This window comes from Methylobacterium sp. FF17 (genome assembly GCF_025813715.1).
In the GTDB taxonomy this organism is placed as follows: domain Bacteria; phylum Pseudomonadota; class Alphaproteobacteria; order Rhizobiales; family Beijerinckiaceae; genus Methylobacterium; species Methylobacterium flocculans.
On record NZ_CP107532.1, the window covers coordinates 3,025,672 to 3,041,245 of the forward strand.

Annotated in this window: 16 protein-coding genes and 2 pseudogenes; 12 read left to right on the forward strand and 6 right to left on the reverse strand. The window is 62.2% G+C overall.

The window, feature by feature from the left end; translation table 11 throughout:
* Positions 1–5: 5 nt before the first annotated feature.
* The 4 genes from OF380_RS14210 (at position 6) to OF380_RS14225 (ending at position 1,962) form a co-directional block, all read left to right on the forward strand.
* Positions 6–467 carry a gamma-glutamylcyclotransferase family protein gene (locus tag OF380_RS14210; protein WP_264045090.1) on the forward strand — a complete coding sequence of 154 codons (462 nt, stop codon included), beginning with the start codon at positions 6–8 and terminating at the stop codon, positions 465–467.
* Positions 464–745: an acylphosphatase gene (locus OF380_RS14215; protein ID WP_264045092.1), complete on the forward strand. Its 282-nt coding sequence runs from the start codon at positions 464–466 to the stop codon at positions 743–745. The genes OF380_RS14210 and OF380_RS14215 overlap by 4 nt, the downstream gene beginning before the upstream one ends.
* Positions 746–838: 93 nt before the next feature.
* On the forward strand, positions 839–1,561 hold the full coding sequence (locus OF380_RS14220) for a DUF599 domain-containing protein (RefSeq protein WP_264045094.1): 723 nt from the start codon (positions 839–841) through the stop codon (positions 1,559–1,561).
* Between the two features lie 140 nt (positions 1,562–1,701).
* Positions 1,702–1,962, forward strand: a complete 261-nt coding sequence (locus OF380_RS14225) for a DUF3253 domain-containing protein (RefSeq protein WP_264051333.1) — start codon at positions 1,702–1,704, stop codon at positions 1,960–1,962.
* Here the strand turns inward: OF380_RS14225 and OF380_RS14230 are convergent.
* Positions 1,920–2,753 (reverse strand): YdcF family protein, encoded by an 834-nt coding sequence (locus OF380_RS14230; protein ID WP_264051334.1) that lies wholly within the window; start codon positions 2,751–2,753, stop codon positions 1,920–1,922. The two genes, OF380_RS14225 and OF380_RS14230, sit on opposite strands and share 43 nt — an antisense overlap.
* A gap of 206 nt (positions 2,754–2,959) precedes the next feature.
* Here OF380_RS14230 and OF380_RS14235 point away from each other — a divergent pair, with 206 nt between their 5' ends.
* A complete protein-coding gene (locus OF380_RS14235) occupies positions 2,960–3,226 on the forward strand; it encodes a DUF6894 family protein (protein ID WP_264045096.1) in 267 nt (88 codons plus the stop codon).
* Positions 3,227–3,336: 110 nt separating this feature from the next.
* Here OF380_RS14235 and OF380_RS14240 read toward each other — a convergent pair whose 3' ends face one another.
* From OF380_RS14240 to OF380_RS14250, 3 genes are all read right to left on the reverse strand, one after another.
* Positions 3,337–4,455, reverse strand: a complete 1,119-nt coding sequence (locus tag OF380_RS14240) for a calcium-binding protein (protein WP_264045098.1) — start codon at positions 4,453–4,455, stop codon at positions 3,337–3,339.
* Positions 4,456–5,956: 1,501 nt separating this feature from the next.
* Entirely contained in the window at positions 5,957–6,139 is a 183-nt protein-coding gene (locus OF380_RS28795; RefSeq protein WP_404810458.1) for a transposase, read from the reverse strand.
* 456 nt (positions 6,140–6,595) lie between these two features.
* A complete protein-coding gene (locus OF380_RS14250; RefSeq protein WP_264045100.1) occupies positions 6,596–6,754 on the reverse strand; it encodes a hypothetical protein in 159 nt (52 codons plus the stop codon).
* Positions 6,755–6,885: 131 nt separating this feature from the next.
* On the opposite strand from OF380_RS14250, the pseudogene OF380_RS14255 reads away from it, so the two are divergent.
* From OF380_RS14255 to OF380_RS14265, 4 genes and pseudogenes are all read left to right on the forward strand, one after another.
* Positions 6,886–7,989, forward strand: a pseudogene (locus OF380_RS14255) (IS3 family transposase).
* 369 nt (positions 7,990–8,358) lie between these two features.
* Positions 8,359–8,742 carry an IS1/IS1595 family N-terminal zinc-binding domain-containing protein gene (locus OF380_RS14260; protein WP_449817390.1) on the forward strand — a complete coding sequence of 128 codons (384 nt, stop codon included), beginning with the start codon at positions 8,359–8,361 and terminating at the stop codon, positions 8,740–8,742.
* Complete coding sequence (locus tag OF380_RS28800; RefSeq protein WP_404810459.1) at positions 8,667–8,978, forward strand: IS1 family transposase; 312 nt, start codon at positions 8,667–8,669, stop codon at positions 8,976–8,978. Before OF380_RS14260 ends, OF380_RS28800 begins: the two co-directional genes overlap by 76 nt.
* Positions 8,979–9,224: 246 nt before the next feature.
* Complete coding sequence (locus tag OF380_RS14265; protein WP_404810460.1) at positions 9,225–10,319, forward strand: PQQ-dependent sugar dehydrogenase; 1,095 nt, start codon at positions 9,225–9,227, stop codon at positions 10,317–10,319.
* A 117-nt stretch (positions 10,320–10,436) separates the two neighbouring features.
* Here the strand turns inward: OF380_RS14265 and OF380_RS14270 are convergent, their stop codons facing one another.
* Positions 10,437–10,802: a hypothetical protein gene (locus tag OF380_RS14270; RefSeq protein ID WP_264045104.1), complete on the reverse strand. Its 366-nt coding sequence runs from the start codon at positions 10,800–10,802 to the stop codon at positions 10,437–10,439.
* 186 nt (positions 10,803–10,988) lie between these two features.
* Here OF380_RS14270 and OF380_RS14275 point away from each other — a divergent pair, with 186 nt between their 5' ends.
* A complete protein-coding gene (locus OF380_RS14275) occupies positions 10,989–11,426 on the forward strand; it encodes a hypothetical protein (protein ID WP_264045106.1) in 438 nt (145 codons plus the stop codon).
* Between the two features lie 228 nt (positions 11,427–11,654).
* Positions 11,655–12,407, forward strand: coding sequence for an IS6 family transposase (locus OF380_RS14280; RefSeq protein WP_264045108.1), 753 nt, complete (start codon positions 11,655–11,657; stop codon positions 12,405–12,407).
* Between the two features lie 43 nt (positions 12,408–12,450).
* Here the strand turns inward: OF380_RS14280 and OF380_RS14285 are convergent.
* Positions 12,451–13,523 (reverse strand): annotated as a pseudogene (locus OF380_RS14285) (IS630 family transposase).
* 299 nt (positions 13,524–13,822) lie between these two features.
* Between OF380_RS14285 and OF380_RS14290 the strand changes: the two are divergent.
* On the forward strand, positions 13,823–15,382 hold the full coding sequence (locus OF380_RS14290; RefSeq protein ID WP_264045110.1) for a lipopolysaccharide biosynthesis protein: 1,560 nt from the start codon (positions 13,823–13,825) through the stop codon (positions 15,380–15,382).
* The last annotated feature ends 192 nt before the right edge of the window (positions 15,383–15,574 follow it).

Here is a 15,574-nt window from a genome sequence, read left to right on the forward strand (position 1 = left end):
GCATCGTGCCCCTCTACTTCGCCTACGGCGCCAACATGGACGCCGCCGCCATGGCGACGCGCTGCCCCCGCTCGACGCTGATCGGGCAGGGACGGCTGAACCGGCACCGCTTCATCGTCATGCGCGAGGGCTACGCCTCGGTGGTGCGCGATCCCCGCGCCTGTGTCTGGGGCGTGCTTTGGGACCTGTCCCTGAGCGATGTCCCGGCCCTCGACCGCTACGAGGGCGTGGCGTCGGGCCTCTACAGCAAGGCGACCCAGCCGGTCTCGGTGCAGGGTGGCTCGAAGCGGGCGCTGATCTATCTCGGACGGACCAGCGCTGCGGGAGCACCGCGCCCGGGCTACCTCGAATCGGTGCTGGCGGCAGCCGAGGCCGCGCAACTGCCGCTCGCGTATCGGGCCGAGTTGCGCACCTGGCTGCGCGGGCCGCAGGGTGAGGGGCGGGGAGCCCGGGAGACGCGGCCATGACCGATTCGATCCGTACCGTGTCGGTGGTGATCCGGGGGCGCGTCCAGGGCGTCGGCTATCGCCTGTGGACGCAGGGCGAGGCGCGGCGCCTCGGCCTGTCCGGCCACGTGCGCAACTGGGCGGACGGCTCCGTGGAGGCCCTGTTCTCGGGGCCAGCGGACGCCGTCGCGACGGTGCTGGAGGCGTGCCGGCAGGGACCTTCGTCGGCGCGAGTGACGGAGGTCGCGGTGACGGAGTGCGCGGGCGATGCCCCGGACGGCGCATTCGCGATCCGCTGAAACGAACCGTCCGGTGCCGTGCCTGGACAGCGCGTCGGCATCCGCGTAGCGCCCGGCGCAGGCGGCCGACCCCACGCCGCGAGACCGGATGCGATGCTCTATCCCGACTTCTCCTTCCTCGACCTCGCGGCGTTGAGCTACTTCATCGCCGCCTGGGCCGGATACGGTATCGCGGTGGCGCGGATGCGCGGGCGGCGTACCAGCCTCAGCCAGATCATGAACGCGCAGCGCGTGGAATGGACGCGCCAGCTCATCGGACGCGACAACCGGGTGGTGGACACCACCATCAACGCCTCGCTCCAGAACGGCACCGCCTTCTTCGCCTCCACCTCCCTCATCGCCCTCGGCGGCGTGCTCACCCTGTCGCGCTCCGGGGACGACGTGCTGACCCTGTTCGGGGCGCTGCCCTTCGGCAGCATCGCCACGCGGGCCACCTGGGAGATCAAGGTCGCGGGACTGGCGGTCGTGTTCGTCTACGCGTTCTTCAAGTTCTCCTGGGCCTACCGGCTGTTCAATTACGGCGCGATCCTCCTCGGCGCGGTGCCGCCGAAGGGTTCCGGGGCGTCGAAGGAGGAGATGGAACGCGCCGCCCGCAAGGCCGCCGCGATGAACCTCGCCGCCGGCAGCCACTTCGCGCGGGGGCAGCGCGCCTTCTTCTTCGCGCTCGCTTATCTCGGCTGGTTCGTCAGCCCCTGGCTGCTCATGCTCACCACCACGGCAGTGGTACTGGTGATGTGGCGCCGACAATTCGCCTCACGAATTCGCGCCGCCCTCCTGGCGGAAGACGACGGGACAGGGCAGGGGTGGAAGCCATGACGATTCCCAAGAAGCCGACGCGCCAGCGCACCTCCTCCCCGAAGAAGCCGGCCCCCGAGCCGAGGCCGGCCCCGAAGCCCGCGCCCCCGGCGGCGAAGGCCACGGGCCGGCCCGAGCGGAAGGGCCCATCCGAGGAGGTCATCGCCGAGACGATCCTCCGCTTCGTCGCCGAGCGCGGCGCCGGCAAGACCGTGTGTCCCTCCGAAGTGGCGCGCGAACTCGGCGGTCCACACCCGGAGAACTGGAGCCCGCTCATGCAGCCGGTCCGGCGCGTGGCCGTGCGCATGACGAAGGCGGGCGAGGTCGCGATCCTGCGCAAGGGCAAGCCCGTCGAGGATCCGGACGATTTCCGCGGGATCTACCGGCTCGGCCCGGTCGCGACCGACAGCGACGAGGCCTGAGGCGCCGGCAGCCAGGCGTCGGTGTAGCCCGCGACCCGATACGCGATCAGGCCGATCCATTCCTTGGTCATGAGGTCGAGGGTCATCAGCCCATCGGACGTGAAGCTGTTCAGGCGCCACGCATCGCCCCAGCCCCCGGTGCGATAATCCACCGGGTAGGCGGTGACGTCGAATCCGGCCTGGCGGAAGCAGCCGATCGACCTCGGCATGTGCCAGGCCGACGTCACGAGAAGCCAGCGCTCGCCCGGCTTCGGCTTGACCATGTCGGCCGTGAAGGCCGCGTTCTCGTGGGTGTTGCGGGAACGATCTTCGAGGATCAGGCGGGTGCGCGGCAGGCCCATCTCGTCGGCGTAGCGCCCGACGATCTCCGATTCGGAGGCGAGGCTGCCCCCGAGGCTCCCGCTTCCGCCTGTGAAGACGAGGCGGCTCTGCGGATAACGCCGGGCCAGCGCCACCATCGCGATCTGGCGCTCGCCGGCATCGTTGAGGACCAGTTGGCGCCGGTTGGCCGAGGTTCGCGTGTCGATGGCCCCCCCGAGCACGATGATCCCGGTCACCGGCTCTCCGTCGTCGGTAAAGGACGGAAAGCGCTCCTCCAGGGGGAGCGCGGCCAGATTGGCGAGCGGCGAGAGCCCGGCGAGGAGGATCAGGATCGCTCCGAAAGCACCGAGGCCGAGCCCGAGCCGTAGCCACCCAGCCGCCGCGAGGCCGATCCCCACCAGGACCAGAAGGGTGAGGGCGTTCGACGGCGTGATGAGGAAGTAGAGCAGCTTCGACAGCGGAAAGAACATCAAGGCGGCCAGGATTCGCAGGAGGAAGGCCGTGTTACCGCATGCGGCTGCGTCCTGTCCCGTTCCCCGTCAAGCCGCAGGGGTTCATGCTGCGTGACAGAAATGCACGGGTGGGCCGGAAGTCATGGCCGGCGATTGCGCTGCGGCCGTGAACCGCTTAGGTTAATCAGAGTGGTGGGATGAATTCCCACAGGTGCCCGATTTTCATGCCCCGCTATTTCATCGATCTTCACGACGGAGCCCACTTCGTCAAGGACAAGGTCGGCTTCGAACTGGCCGACGAATCGGCCGTGCGCGGAAAACTCGTACGGATCATGGCCAAGATCGCCCAGGAATTCAGCGCCGATACCGAACGGCAGGATTACCTGGCGATCGTGCGCAGCGACACGGCGGCGGTGCTCTATCGCGCTCACCTCTCCCTGGATATCGAGAAGGTCGCTGCGCCCGTCGACGGATCGCGCGACGAGCCCTGACGCTCACCACCGCATCGGCGCGCGGCCGGCCGACATGCGGCCGGCCCCGCGCATACGGGATGCGCGGGGCCGTTTGCTGCGTTCTGGTGAAGCCGACGATCGCTGCCAGCTCAGACGTAGATGCCGATACCCGTCGCCTGGGCGAAGACACCGTCGCCTGCCACTGCCTGGCGGCCCTCGCCGGCACCGTATTCGAGGAAGTGCTGGAGCGGGTTGAGCCCAGCGGCAGCGACGTCCCCGTTCTGCGCCAGATACGCCTTGGTATCGAAGTTCGCGGAGGGATCGCGTCCTTCCTTCCAGCCGTAGGTCAGATAGTGCTCGAGAGGATCGACGCCCGCTGCGGCGACGTCGCCATACGCAGCGAGGTAACCCTTGGTGTCGAAGAAGGCGTTCGGGTCGCGGCCCTCCCGCCATCCGTATTCGGCGAAGTGCGTATCGGCGTCGAGGCCCGCCGAGAAGACGTCCCCATTCCGGCTGAGGTAGAAGAGATCGTCCACACCGGCGTGACCGTCCGCCTGGACGATGGTCCTGTCCTGGAACTCGAATACCTCGGTGTTCTTCACCGTATCAAGGCTGTCCGCGCCCGCAATCACCGCGAGAGAGCCCGCTGAGGTAATCGCTCCAGCGGAGCCGAACTGGAACTGGAAGCTCGCGGTGTCGTATCCGATCGCGCCATCGAGCGTGTTGACGCCGGAACCGCCCGACATCCGGTCATCGCCGTAGTCGCCGAAGACCAGATCGGTGCCGGCGCCGCCGAGCAGGGTGTCGTGGCCGAGATCGCCGTCGACGAGGTCGTCGCCGTCGCCACCCTCGATGCGGTCGTCATCGTCGCCGCCGGCGAGGAAGTCGTTGCCTGCCTCACCGTAGACCGCATCCCGGCCTGCTTCGCCGACGAGGAAATCGTTGCCGTTGCCGCCGTAGAGGATGTCGTCGCCGGGATTCCCCGCCGCGTAATCGTCGCCGTCCTCGGTATAGATGATGTCGTTAGCCGCCTCGCCGATCACCTGATCGGATCCGGCACCACTGCGGATGACGTCGTCCCCGGGGCCACCGGCGATGAAGTCCAAGTCCACCCCGCCCGTGATCGTATCGTTGCCGTCCTGGCCATCGATCCGGTTGAAGCCGGCGGGATCCGAGATGGTGTCGTTGCCGAGAAGCCCAATGATGATGTCATCGGCATTCGTGCCGATGAGCTGGTCGTTGCTGTTCGTGCCGGAAATCGTCGTCAAGGCGAGCCTCCAAACGTTGCAACCCGTGAGCAGGTATGGCGAGAGATTAGGCACTCAGGGAATTCGATCATTAACATAAGGCGAACAAACCGAATTTATTCAAGACTATGCTTGGTTGCATAAGTATTAACATGGGTTGCGACAGCGTATACTTAAGTTTGAGCTTCAAATTTATGGTCCTCACAAGGGAACTTTTTGCGATTCATGATTTCGGAAGAGGCATGATGCCTGAGACCGTACGGATGGATCGCACCGCATGCTTGGCGCTGTCCACGGCACCTGGGGCGGAGAGGGCCCGGCCCTTGTCGTGGACACCGATCTACCGTCATGTCGCGGAGGCGCCCGGTCAGGACCGTTCTGGTCGTCACGTCCGCCGTAAGCCTGGGGTGATCGCCCTGGCCCCCATGTGAGGTTTCAAGCCCGTGCGTCTGACCAAAGTTCGCGTCGGATGCGCAGCGGTATTTGTTCTCCTCGCTTGTGTGACGCAGGCGTATGCAGAGGGAGCGGAGGACCTGCCATCGGGGGCTCGCGAGAAGCCCGTATGCAAGGGACGCGAAACCGCTTGACCCGGCGTCCAGGTGAGTCAATTACCGGACGGGTTGTGTCGCCTCGACCAACGGCTATGTATACGAATCGTTGAACTACGATCAGTCGGTCATTCGATAGAGTCGCGCTCGGCCGACGCGGTGGTGAGTCTTGTCGGAGTCGGACAATGATTCGTGGTGCGCCCGCGCTGGAATTGACCTAAGCAGTATCTTGGACCGTGCCCTTTGCGAGGGTATAGCACGGTAGCAGCTATGGGTTGCCGGAAGGCTAGATCCGGAAAGCTTACTGGCGCAGGCGGTCGATAGCCGAAGGACGAAAGCGGTTGGATGCGGTTGCAGGAGTTTTTTTGCCAGAGATCCATTGCGATTTGCTTCCCTATCAGCGACTAGAAGATCTCCAGCGTAAGCACTTGTCGTGAAGCCAGGCGTTGAGGCCATCGAAATTGCCATTCTTTTTGATCAACATGCGCGTGTCAACGGATTATGGGATCCCCCGGTGATCAAATGAACCTCTTCGAGGTCGAGCCGATATCGCCTCAGGATGGGGTGCTGAAGGGCGGCGGGACCAATCTCCCTAACGCGACCTTGGCATCTAATGATGCCGGGCACAGGAGCAGCTCTATAATCGCCTAACCTTCGTCCCCACGGGGACACCATTCCGCGTCGTGCGCGGAACTCGATTGTGGTCGGCTCAGATCGTGGTCAGCCGGCCCTGCGGTTGGATCACGCTTTCATCACGCCTCATCTAATGCAATACGACAGCAAGGCGACGCGCGGGGGCGACGCGCGCTTTCTGCAGCACACGACGCATGGTGACAGCCAGGGTCCAGTTCCACAGGGCGCAGTGCTTCGTCGGCGTTCACCGGCATGCTGGTGGCGGCCTCGTACGGCGCGTGGCGCCATAAGTGCGTCGCCGGTCTTGGTGATCGGACTAGAGCGAGCCGTCCCCCATACTGTTAGCGACGCGGCGTCAGGCCGAAGTGGGCGCAAACGTCGCGGCAGTGAGCGAAGCGCCCGGCCTCATCGATTGTCGCACGGGAGTCCAGTGCGGTGATCCGGCCTACACCGGGTTCCTCCACGTCCCGCCGTCTAGAGTAGTAATCAAACAGGATCTCATCTTGCTTGAAATGGAACAGCACAAGCTCGAACGGCGTTTGATACTAAATGGCCAGCGCGTACGACCGCGGGACACATCGCACTTTAACTTTGCGCGGGTTGGAGACAATCAGTATGCGGGACGGCGGCGCTTCATTAACTCCAATCAGCCATCAGTTCAAACTGAAGATCGGGGACGTAGTGTTACTGAAGTCTGATACCAACCAACCGCCTATAGACCCCAAGGGTCCAGAAGGTAGGTCATCTATGCAGCCCTAAAACCCTCCCGAAAAGACCGTCTCCAGTGCTAAAACTCGATATGAAAGGAAAACAATCGTTTTATTTACAGCTTTCACGATGACGTTTGGAACATTCCGCCGGGGATAGCGCCTTAAAACAGCTGCGGATTATCAGTCTCATGCTGAACGAAGAACGCCCCAGCTCATAAGCCAGGGCGCTGTGTTGTGGTTCGGGGCTGGAGGCGTCGAGCGCGCGAGCGCCTACAGCACGAAGTCGCCCGCATCAAACTGGCTGACACTCGTCTTGAGGAAGCTAACGTAGCTGCCGTCCTGAAGCTTCAGCTGCACATTCTCATCCGCTTGCACCAGGGCTGCTTGGATTTGAGCGAATGACGAGTAGCCGAAGCCGAGGAGCTTCACGATGTCATGCCCGGTGCTGCCGGCGGCAAAGTCCGTGATGACGTCGTGCCCGGTGACCCTAACCCAGCAAACTGGTCCGCGCTGAGCGCAAGTTTTTCGGGCATCCTGAACCCTGAAGGAGGGTGGATGCCATGCCTCGCAAACGCTTCACGAATGAACAAATCGCCTTCGCCCTGCGGCAGGCGGAGAACGGCGCCTCGGTGGACGAAGTTTGCCGGAAGATGGGCGTATCTGAGCCGACCTTCTACCGCTGGAAGAAGCAGTTCGTCGGCATGGGCGTGCCGGAGATCCGACGGCTCAAGCAGCTGGAGGACGAGAATGGTAAGCTCAAGCGGCTGGTCGCTGACCTGACGCTGGACCGCTCGATGCTGCAGGACGTGCTCAAACGAAAGTGGTGAGGCCCGCCGTTCGCCGTGAAGTCGCCGGTCACTTGCAGGTGACCTACGACATCAGTGAGCGTCGGGCCTGCCAGGCCACCGGCTTCGGCCGTTCGTCCCAGCGTTACAGGAAGCGAGCCGACCCGCAAGTCGCTCTGCGGATGCGGTTGAAGGAGCTGGCCGCCGCACGGGTCCGTTACGGCTATCGACGGCTGCACATCTTGCTGCGACGGGAGGGCTGGGAGGTGAACCACAAGCGCACCTACCGGAACAACCCGCGACGAGGGGCTATCGATCCGGTCAAAGCTGCCTAAGCGCAAGCGGGCTTGGCGGTATCGTCAGGGTAGGCCAGGGATCGGTGGGCCCAACGAGGTCTGGGCGATGGACTTCGTATCCGACCGCATCTTCGACGGACGTCCATTCCGGATCTTGACCATCGTCGATTGCCACACGCGAGAGGCGCTCTCGCTCACACCGAGAGCCAACTTCCGCGCCTACCAAGTGACCGAGGCGCTCGACGCCTTGGTCAAGCTGAGGGGACGGCCCAAGAGCTTGCGGGTCGACAATGGGCCGCAGTTCGCCGGTCGCATGCTCGACCAGTGGGCCTACCTGAACGGGGTCGAGATCGACTTCTCCCGACCGGGCAAGCCCACCGACAACGCCTACGTCGAGTCGTTCAACGGCCGCCTACGAGAGGAATGCCTGAACGCCTCTTGGTTCCTGTCTCTGGCTGATGCCCGCGACCGCATCGAGGAATGGAGGTGCCACTACAACGAAGATCGACCCCACACGGCCCTGGGCGGCTTGACGCCCCGAGCCTTCGCCAACCAAGCTGTCACAGCCCGAGAACTTGCATAGGCCGTGGACCACAAACGGGGTCAACTCCAGGCCTACCGCGCACTAACTTTACCCTTGGACCACCGCGTGGGGGCCGATCAGTCCATTCCCTCGCGATCCAGATCTAACGCTGCCCCAATCCATCTTGAGAGCAGACAACGCATCAGAATCCGTTGAAGTGCCCAGGTAATGCTATAAACGAGTAGAGCGCTCGACGTACGTTCGCCGTCTCTTCATACGTCAGACGCTACTGGCTTTTGCGCGACAACTATTAGCATATCATCATGAAAATTTGCTGCGCGAGGATTTCCGGATTTGTCGCGCCATTGAGCGACGACTTGGCCTTTCGTCTGCCCTGCCAACGAGCCTACGTCTGTCAGGAGGTCGACCATGGGGCTGCGGTGCAAGCGGTGCGGGAGCGAGGACCAGGTCAAGAACGGGCTGATGCGCTCCAAGCAGCGGTATCGGTGCAAAGCCTGCAGCCTGAACTTCACCGACACGCCCGCCCGCGGCAAGCCGCTGGTCATGAAAGCCACTGCGGTTCTGCTCTATGTCAGCGGCTTGTCGATGAACCGCACCGCCAAGTTGCTTGGTGTTTCGACACCCACGATCCAAGCCTGGCTGGAGCAGTTCGCGGCCGCCTACGCGCAGAAGCCCGAGCCGGAAGGCCGGGCGGTGGTGATCGAGCTTGATGAGATGTGGCACTATCTCAAAAAAAGTCCGAACCGCTCTGGATTTGGAAAGTTTGGGATCGTGCTTCAGGGCAGCTCGTAGACTGGGAGTGTGGCGGTCGTGACAAGGCCACCTGCGAGCGCCTGATCGAGCGGCTCACGCGCTGGCGCACCCGGCTCTACTGCACAGACGATTACGCCGTCTATGACGTGCTCCTGCCCGTCGGGCAGCGCTATGCCGGCACGGACGAAACTCACGGCGTCGAGCGGGACAACGCGCGTCCCGCGGCACTGGCTGGCCCGCTTCCGACGTCGCTCCATCGTGGTCTCGAAAACTAAGCGGATGGTGGACGTCAGCCTCGAACTATTCGCCCGCTTCGCCGGGAACAGCAGGATCAGCGACCTCCTATCTATGCTCGCCTAAAACCCTCCTTTTCGGACAAGCCACATGAATTGCCAGAGTGTCGAACACCTCGCGGCCAAAACCTCGTTCGGCGTGATTGATCCTTCAGCAGAGTTCCGTGGTTGCAGAGTGAAGTAGGGCTCGGAGGGATTGTGATACGATCGACTTTGCTCACTGGCAGCTTGCTCGCTCTGATCTCGGTGGCTGCCACCGGGAAGCCGCAGCAGTGCCTCAAGACAGAAAAGACCGACATCATTGTCGAGACCCTCGCAGGCGGACTCGATCATCCCTGGGGCTTAGCCTTCTTACCGGACGGACGTCTGCTGGTCAGCGAGAGGGCCGGCCACTTGCGCGTCGTTTCCGCGGAGGGCGAGGTCTCGCGCCCGCTCGATGGCACACCATCAGTCCATATCGCAGAGGGCGGTCTCCTAGACGTGGCACTCGATCCCGGCTTTGCCGAGAACCGCCTCGTCTATCTGACCTACGGCGAACCGCGTGAGGACGGCGCGGCTACGGCCGCCGGACGCGGACGGCTCAACCCGGCTAGTACTGCCTTGGAGAATTTCCAGGTCATCTTTCGACAGCAGCCTGTAGGCACTAGTGATTACCACCATTTTGGCTCACGCCTTGTTTTCACGTCTGACGGCAAGCTGTTCATATCGACTGGCGACCGCTTCAATAGTGACCTCTCCCAAGACCTCTCCGCCGACATGGGAAAGATCATCCGCATCAACCCGGATGGATTAGTGCCGTTCGACAATCCATTCGCAAACCGCCAGGGTGCTCGGCCTGAGATTTGGTCCTACGGTCACCGCAATATCCAAGGTCTCGCGATCCACCCAGATACAGGCGCACTCTGGGAGGGTGAGTTTGGTCCGACCGGCGGGGACGAGATCAACATCATCGAACCAGGCCACAACTACGGCTGGCCCCTGGTGAGTTGGGGCGAGCACGTGGACGGTCGCTCAATCCCGAAACCACCGACACGGCCAGACCTAGCTGACGCCATTCAACACTGGACCCCCTCAATCTCGTTTTCGGGCATGACCTTCTACACGGGCAAGGCTATCCCTGCCTGGCGTGGGAACCTTCTGCTGGCCGGGCTCGCCTCTCAGGCGCTGATCCGCCTCACGCTCAACGGATCGCGAGTGTCGGGAGAGGAACGCATTCCAATGGGTGAGCGTATCCGGCATGTTGTCCAAGGGCCAGACGACTCTGTCTACCTACTGACCGACGAGGATCATGGCCGGATCCTGCGTCTCACATCAGAACGCTGAGCTTGATCCAGAAGGGGCGTGCACGCTGCCGGCAGCTGCGTACCACTCCTTAGTCGAAGGTGAACTTGGGATAGGCTTTCCTGACGGGTTTAGACGTCAGGCTTACGAACGTTTCGCCTACGCCAGCGGTGCGTTCGTTAAATCGGCCGCCGGCTGGTATCTGGCGCGGCGAAGCGCCACCCGAGCTTTGCCGCTGTTTAAGATATGAGGCCCTTCTTTCCAGCAGTCGACAATCTTTTCGGAAAGAGGCGCGGCCATCTGCTCGACGGTTTCGCAGGTAACAGCGAACCTCTGATAGTATCGACCGCCCCCTTTCGTTGCGTAGTGTTCGCCGCCCTCATCAATTTGCTTGCGGGTGTACTTTCCCGCCCATGCGCGGGGGTAGGCGTAACCTGAGTCGTTGGGGCGCCACAGCGTTATGCAGGGGTTCACGGTCCATTCCGGGCGAAGGTCTATGACGTAGAAAAGCTCTTCCGCCTGCATTGCCTGTCTCTCTTGTAGGGAAAACGACCGTTATTCAGACTCAATCGTTGAAGTTGCAATTCCGCTCTAGAAGCTGTGACTGTCAAACGTACGAGTCTCTTGGCGATCTGTATCGCGTTCGTGAAGCGTCAAAATCGTTTTGAACACAAACCCGAATGCGCAGTTGGGTCTCAAAAGGACTTAACCATGCGTTTGCTCTCCGCCGCCACTGTGTTGATATTTGTTACGGGCCCGTCGCTTGCTCAAGAATCTGATGGTGCGAGAGTGAATGAACTTGAAGCTTCTACGAAGCTTACTCAACAGTTAGATCTCGATACTTTCAAGATCGCCTCTGTGCACCGCGAGAGAGCGGAGTCTATGCGCGAGAAAACTAACGGTCTCTGGCAGTCCTGGCTCGTATCCATCTGCGAGGGATGCGGGCCGGAACGGCAACCCTATTTCAAGCGTAGTCCTACGCAGGTTAGTGAAAAAGCGGCGCCTAAGCCTGCTGTGGTTCAGAGCAAATCAAACGACATGCCGAAGATCGCAGCGATCCAGCTTCAAAAGCGGTCGCGCGTAATCACCGTAGCTTCCGATTTGTCAGACAGTAGCATCGATCAAATTCGGCGAGCGCCTAGTCAGTAAGGTAAACGTTGTCGGATAAACGACCGTTTTAGTGACATGGTGCCTACCTTGTTTGGTGACGGTTGCCGAAGCATAAAACTCGCCGAAATGACGAACGCCCCGGCTTATAAGCCGGGGCGTTGTGCCGTGGGTCAGGGCTGAAGGGCCTGTCGCAAACGCGGTCGCGCGGGCGTTTACCCCGCGTTGACCATACAGCCTGCATGGCGCCTTCCGTTCCGGAGGCTGTTCATGATCCTGTCCGCCATCGCCGCCAAGCTCAAACAGCGCGCCAAGGCCGACTTCAGGGGCCGGCACTACGAGGCGGCGCTCATCGTGCAGGCCGTTTCCTGGTACCTGCGTTATCCGCTGAGCTACCGTGACATCGAGGAGCTCTTCCTGGAGCGCGGCCTGGAGGTGGACCACAGCACCCTGAACCGCTGGGTGCTCGCCTATGCACCACTGATCGAGAAGCGGCTACGCCAGCTCCGCAAACCGCATTGCGGCTCGGTTCGTATCGACGAAACCTACATCAAGGTGCGCGGTAAGTGGCGCTACCTGTACCGGGCCATCGACAAGCACGGCACATCCATCGACTTCCTCCTGACCGCCCGGCGCGACCTCGACGCGGCCAAGCGCTTTTTGCGCAAGGTGCTTTCGGCCGAACCCCTCTTTGCCCCGGATCGTGTTGGTACCGATGGCGCCGGGACCTACCCGCCGGCTATCGCTGAGAGCCGCAAGGAGGGCCTACTGCCCCGCGCGCCCGCCCACTACGTCACCAAGCATCTGCAGCAGGGTATCGAGAGCGATCACTTCCGGGTGAAGAAGAACATGCCCCGGATCGGCGGCTTCCGGTCATTCCACACGGCCCGGCGCACGATCCAAGGCTTCGAGGCCATGCTCTGGCTGCGCAAGGGTTTTGGGTTGGCCGGTGCGTGGACGGTCCGCGAGCAGAACCAACTGCTCGGGGTCTGCTTCGGACTTCAGGCGGTTAATAAAATCTGAAAACGTGGCGGATCTGGCCTCTGCCGCGGCCTAGTGCACTGACTCAGACGGATGGTTCAGGGGATCGGCTGACGGCGGCGAGGATGTGGGTGGCTGGCTTGGTCCAGACGAAGGGTTTGGCGTTCCGGTTGTGCTCGGCGATGTAGCGTTTGATCGCTGCCTGCAGGTCGACGACGCCGGTGAAGGAGCCGCGTCGCAGCCGACGACGGGTCAGCGCTGAGAAGAAGCCCTCGACGGCGTTGAGCCACGAGGCCGAGGTCGGAGTGAAGTGGAAGGTGAAGCCGCGGGTGCCGGGCGAGCCAGGCGCGTACCTTCAAATGTTTGTGGGTGGCGACGTTGTCGAGGATCGCGTGGATCGCCTTGCCGGGCGGGACGGCACCCTCGACGGCGTCCCGGCAACCGGATGAACTCACCGTTCCGGTGGCGCTGCATGCAGCGGCCGAGCACGGTGCCCGCCAGGACGTCGAGGGCGGCAAACAGCGTCGTGGTGCCGTGACGGGTATAGTCGTGGGTCTGGGCGGCGGGATGGCCTGGGGCGAGCGGACGGTCAGGGCGGGTCCGCTCCAGTGCCTGGATCTGGCTCTTCTCATCGAGGGACAGCACCACCGCGTGGGCGGGTGGAGCCATGTAGAGGCCGACGACATCCTCGACCTTGGCGGCGAAGGCCGGGTCGCGCGAGCGCTTGAACGTGCGCAGTCGATGCGGTTGGAGGCGGTGAGCGTCCCAGATCCGTTGCACGGCGCGCAACGAGTTCCCGACAGCGCGGGCCACGGCACGGCCGGTCCAGTGCGTGACCTCGCCCGGCGGCTCCGAGCAGGTCAGCGCCAGCACCTCGGCCACCGTCTCGGTCGAATGGGGTGGTGTCCCGGGCGGACGCGTCTTGTCGCGCAGCAGACCTTCGACGCCCGCCTCGGCGTAGCGCCGCTGCCAGCGCCATACGGCCGGGCGGCTGACGCCCGCCCGCCGAGCGACGTCTTGGACACTCAAGCGCTCCGCCGAGCGCAGGACGATGCGGGCGCGCTGGGTGTGTTTGAGCGGGCGGGAGCGGTCGCTGGCAATCGCAGCCAGCCGTGCCGCGTCGGTCGCATCGAGGAGCACGCATACCGTCTGAGCCATTGCCCAGACTCACACGTCTCATCGTCCGCGTGAATCCTCCGTCCGCGTCACTGCACTAGGCAGTGGATCATCGAACGCAGCCTCAGCTGAATCTCCCTCTAACGCAGGCTGGCCCGCGATCACGAGGCCACCTCGTCCTCTGCGCTCGCCGTCTTCGTCCTCGCCGCAACGCTGATCCTCGTCAAGCGGATGACTCGAGCCCCATGGAACGGCGCCTAAATCGGCACTTATCAATGGAGCAGAGCAAAAATTAGCCTTAGCGTGGCCACGTAACCATTCATCACAATGATGCGATCTAATTGACTTCAGGCCTGCAGGCGTTCTACGGAAGCTTGCTAATTGAAACACAGATTTTCAGATTTTCTCGTGGTGCCCAAGTGCAACGACATAAGGTCGCAAGAGCCATACCTTGGGCAGCGCTCGACTCAGTTGGGTCGGCCGCGATCAGCATCATCTCCCTTGTGGTGTTGTCTCGGCTACTCAGCCCAACAGAATTTGGCCTTATTGCCTACGCACAGTCGGCCGTTCTCTTGATCCAAGCCGTTTGCGGAGCAGGTTTAGGCGAAGCCCTTGTTCAAAAAAGGCCCATTCAAGTCCTCCATTACGACAGCGCATTCTGGGGCAGCCTCCTCCTGGGTTTCACAGGTTTCACAAGCTGTGTCATCGCTGGCACGTACCTTGAACTGCTTGGTCGTGAGCATTCGCTTGGTTTAATCCTCGGGATTGAGGGGACGGCCTGCCTGTTTGCTGGTCTCAATCTCGTCCCCATGGCGATGCTGGAGCGCAAGCTGCGCTCACGAACGATCGCAAAACGAGTGTTGTTGAGCAAAATCACCTACGTTTTGTCAGCTGTTGGTCTTGCTTTGTGGGGAGCGGGCGTTTGGAGTGTCGTTGCTGCGGGAGTGCTTCAAAACCTCGTCGCAACGGTCGTACTGTGGAGTACAACTTCTCGGTGGCCGCGCCGAAAGATGTCCTGGGCGCATCTGAGAGACCTATTGCGATTCGGTTTGCCGGTGATGCTCGAGGGTACCCTGTGGGCCGCGATGAGCCGCGTATTCCTCATCCTGGTCGGCGTCATCCACGGGGTAGAAACGCTCGGGTTCGTAAGTCTTGCCACGCGTGCCACGGAGATGATCGGCAACATCCTCGGCATCCTGGTGGCGCGCTTAGGACTGCCGACCTTCTCGGCCCTGCGCGACAACCCAGAGCGGATGAAGAGTGCCTTTCTTCAGGCTAGCGAAGGGATGAGCCTTCTGGCGTCGGCGGCCTTTCTTGGCCTCTTTGCAACTGCTCCGGATTGGGTGCCCCTGCTACACGGGGAACAGTGGATTGGTGCCATCCCCTTGATCCAAGTCCTATGCCTGTCGGGCGTGTTTACCTATGCGACGGCGTTTACCGGAGCGTTTCTAAGGGCGGCCGGTCATCCATACGTGATGGTACCACTCACCGCACTCGCCGGCTTCGTCACCCTTACGGCGGTGGGGCTGACGAAGGGGCTCGACGCCATAGCCATTACGTATGCGTGGGGCTCTCGCATCGTCGTCATCGCCCCATTGAGCCTCTACCTCATGCAACGGTTCGGTAGAATCTCGGTCGGACGGCAGCTTCGTGCGATCTTAGTCCCGATCTTGCTCTCTGCGATCATGCTCACCAGTGTCATGATTTATCGAAACACCTCGCTGGAGCCACAGCAGCATATTCCCAGCCTCCTCGCCTCGGCTGCAGTTGGCGTTATCTCCCTGCTGATGATGGCTTTGTTCGTATATCGCATGCAGCTCATCAACCTATTGAGTAGCATGAGGTGCCGGGCTCTTTTTCCTACTCCTTGCGGGCCAATCAAACCCGGTCCCGGTCAGTGATTTTGACGCAAAATTTCTTTTACCCGAACAATTGCCGCAGCCTGAGCTCGACTCGTATGGGGCGTTTCTGCAAGATGGGCGGCAATCGCTGTTTCGAACGAGCGGGGGGCCGGGTTTGTCGCGCGAGCTCTGGGCTCGCTGATCCACTCGTATCCGGCGGAACAAGGTGTTCCTCACCAAGATACCTCATGT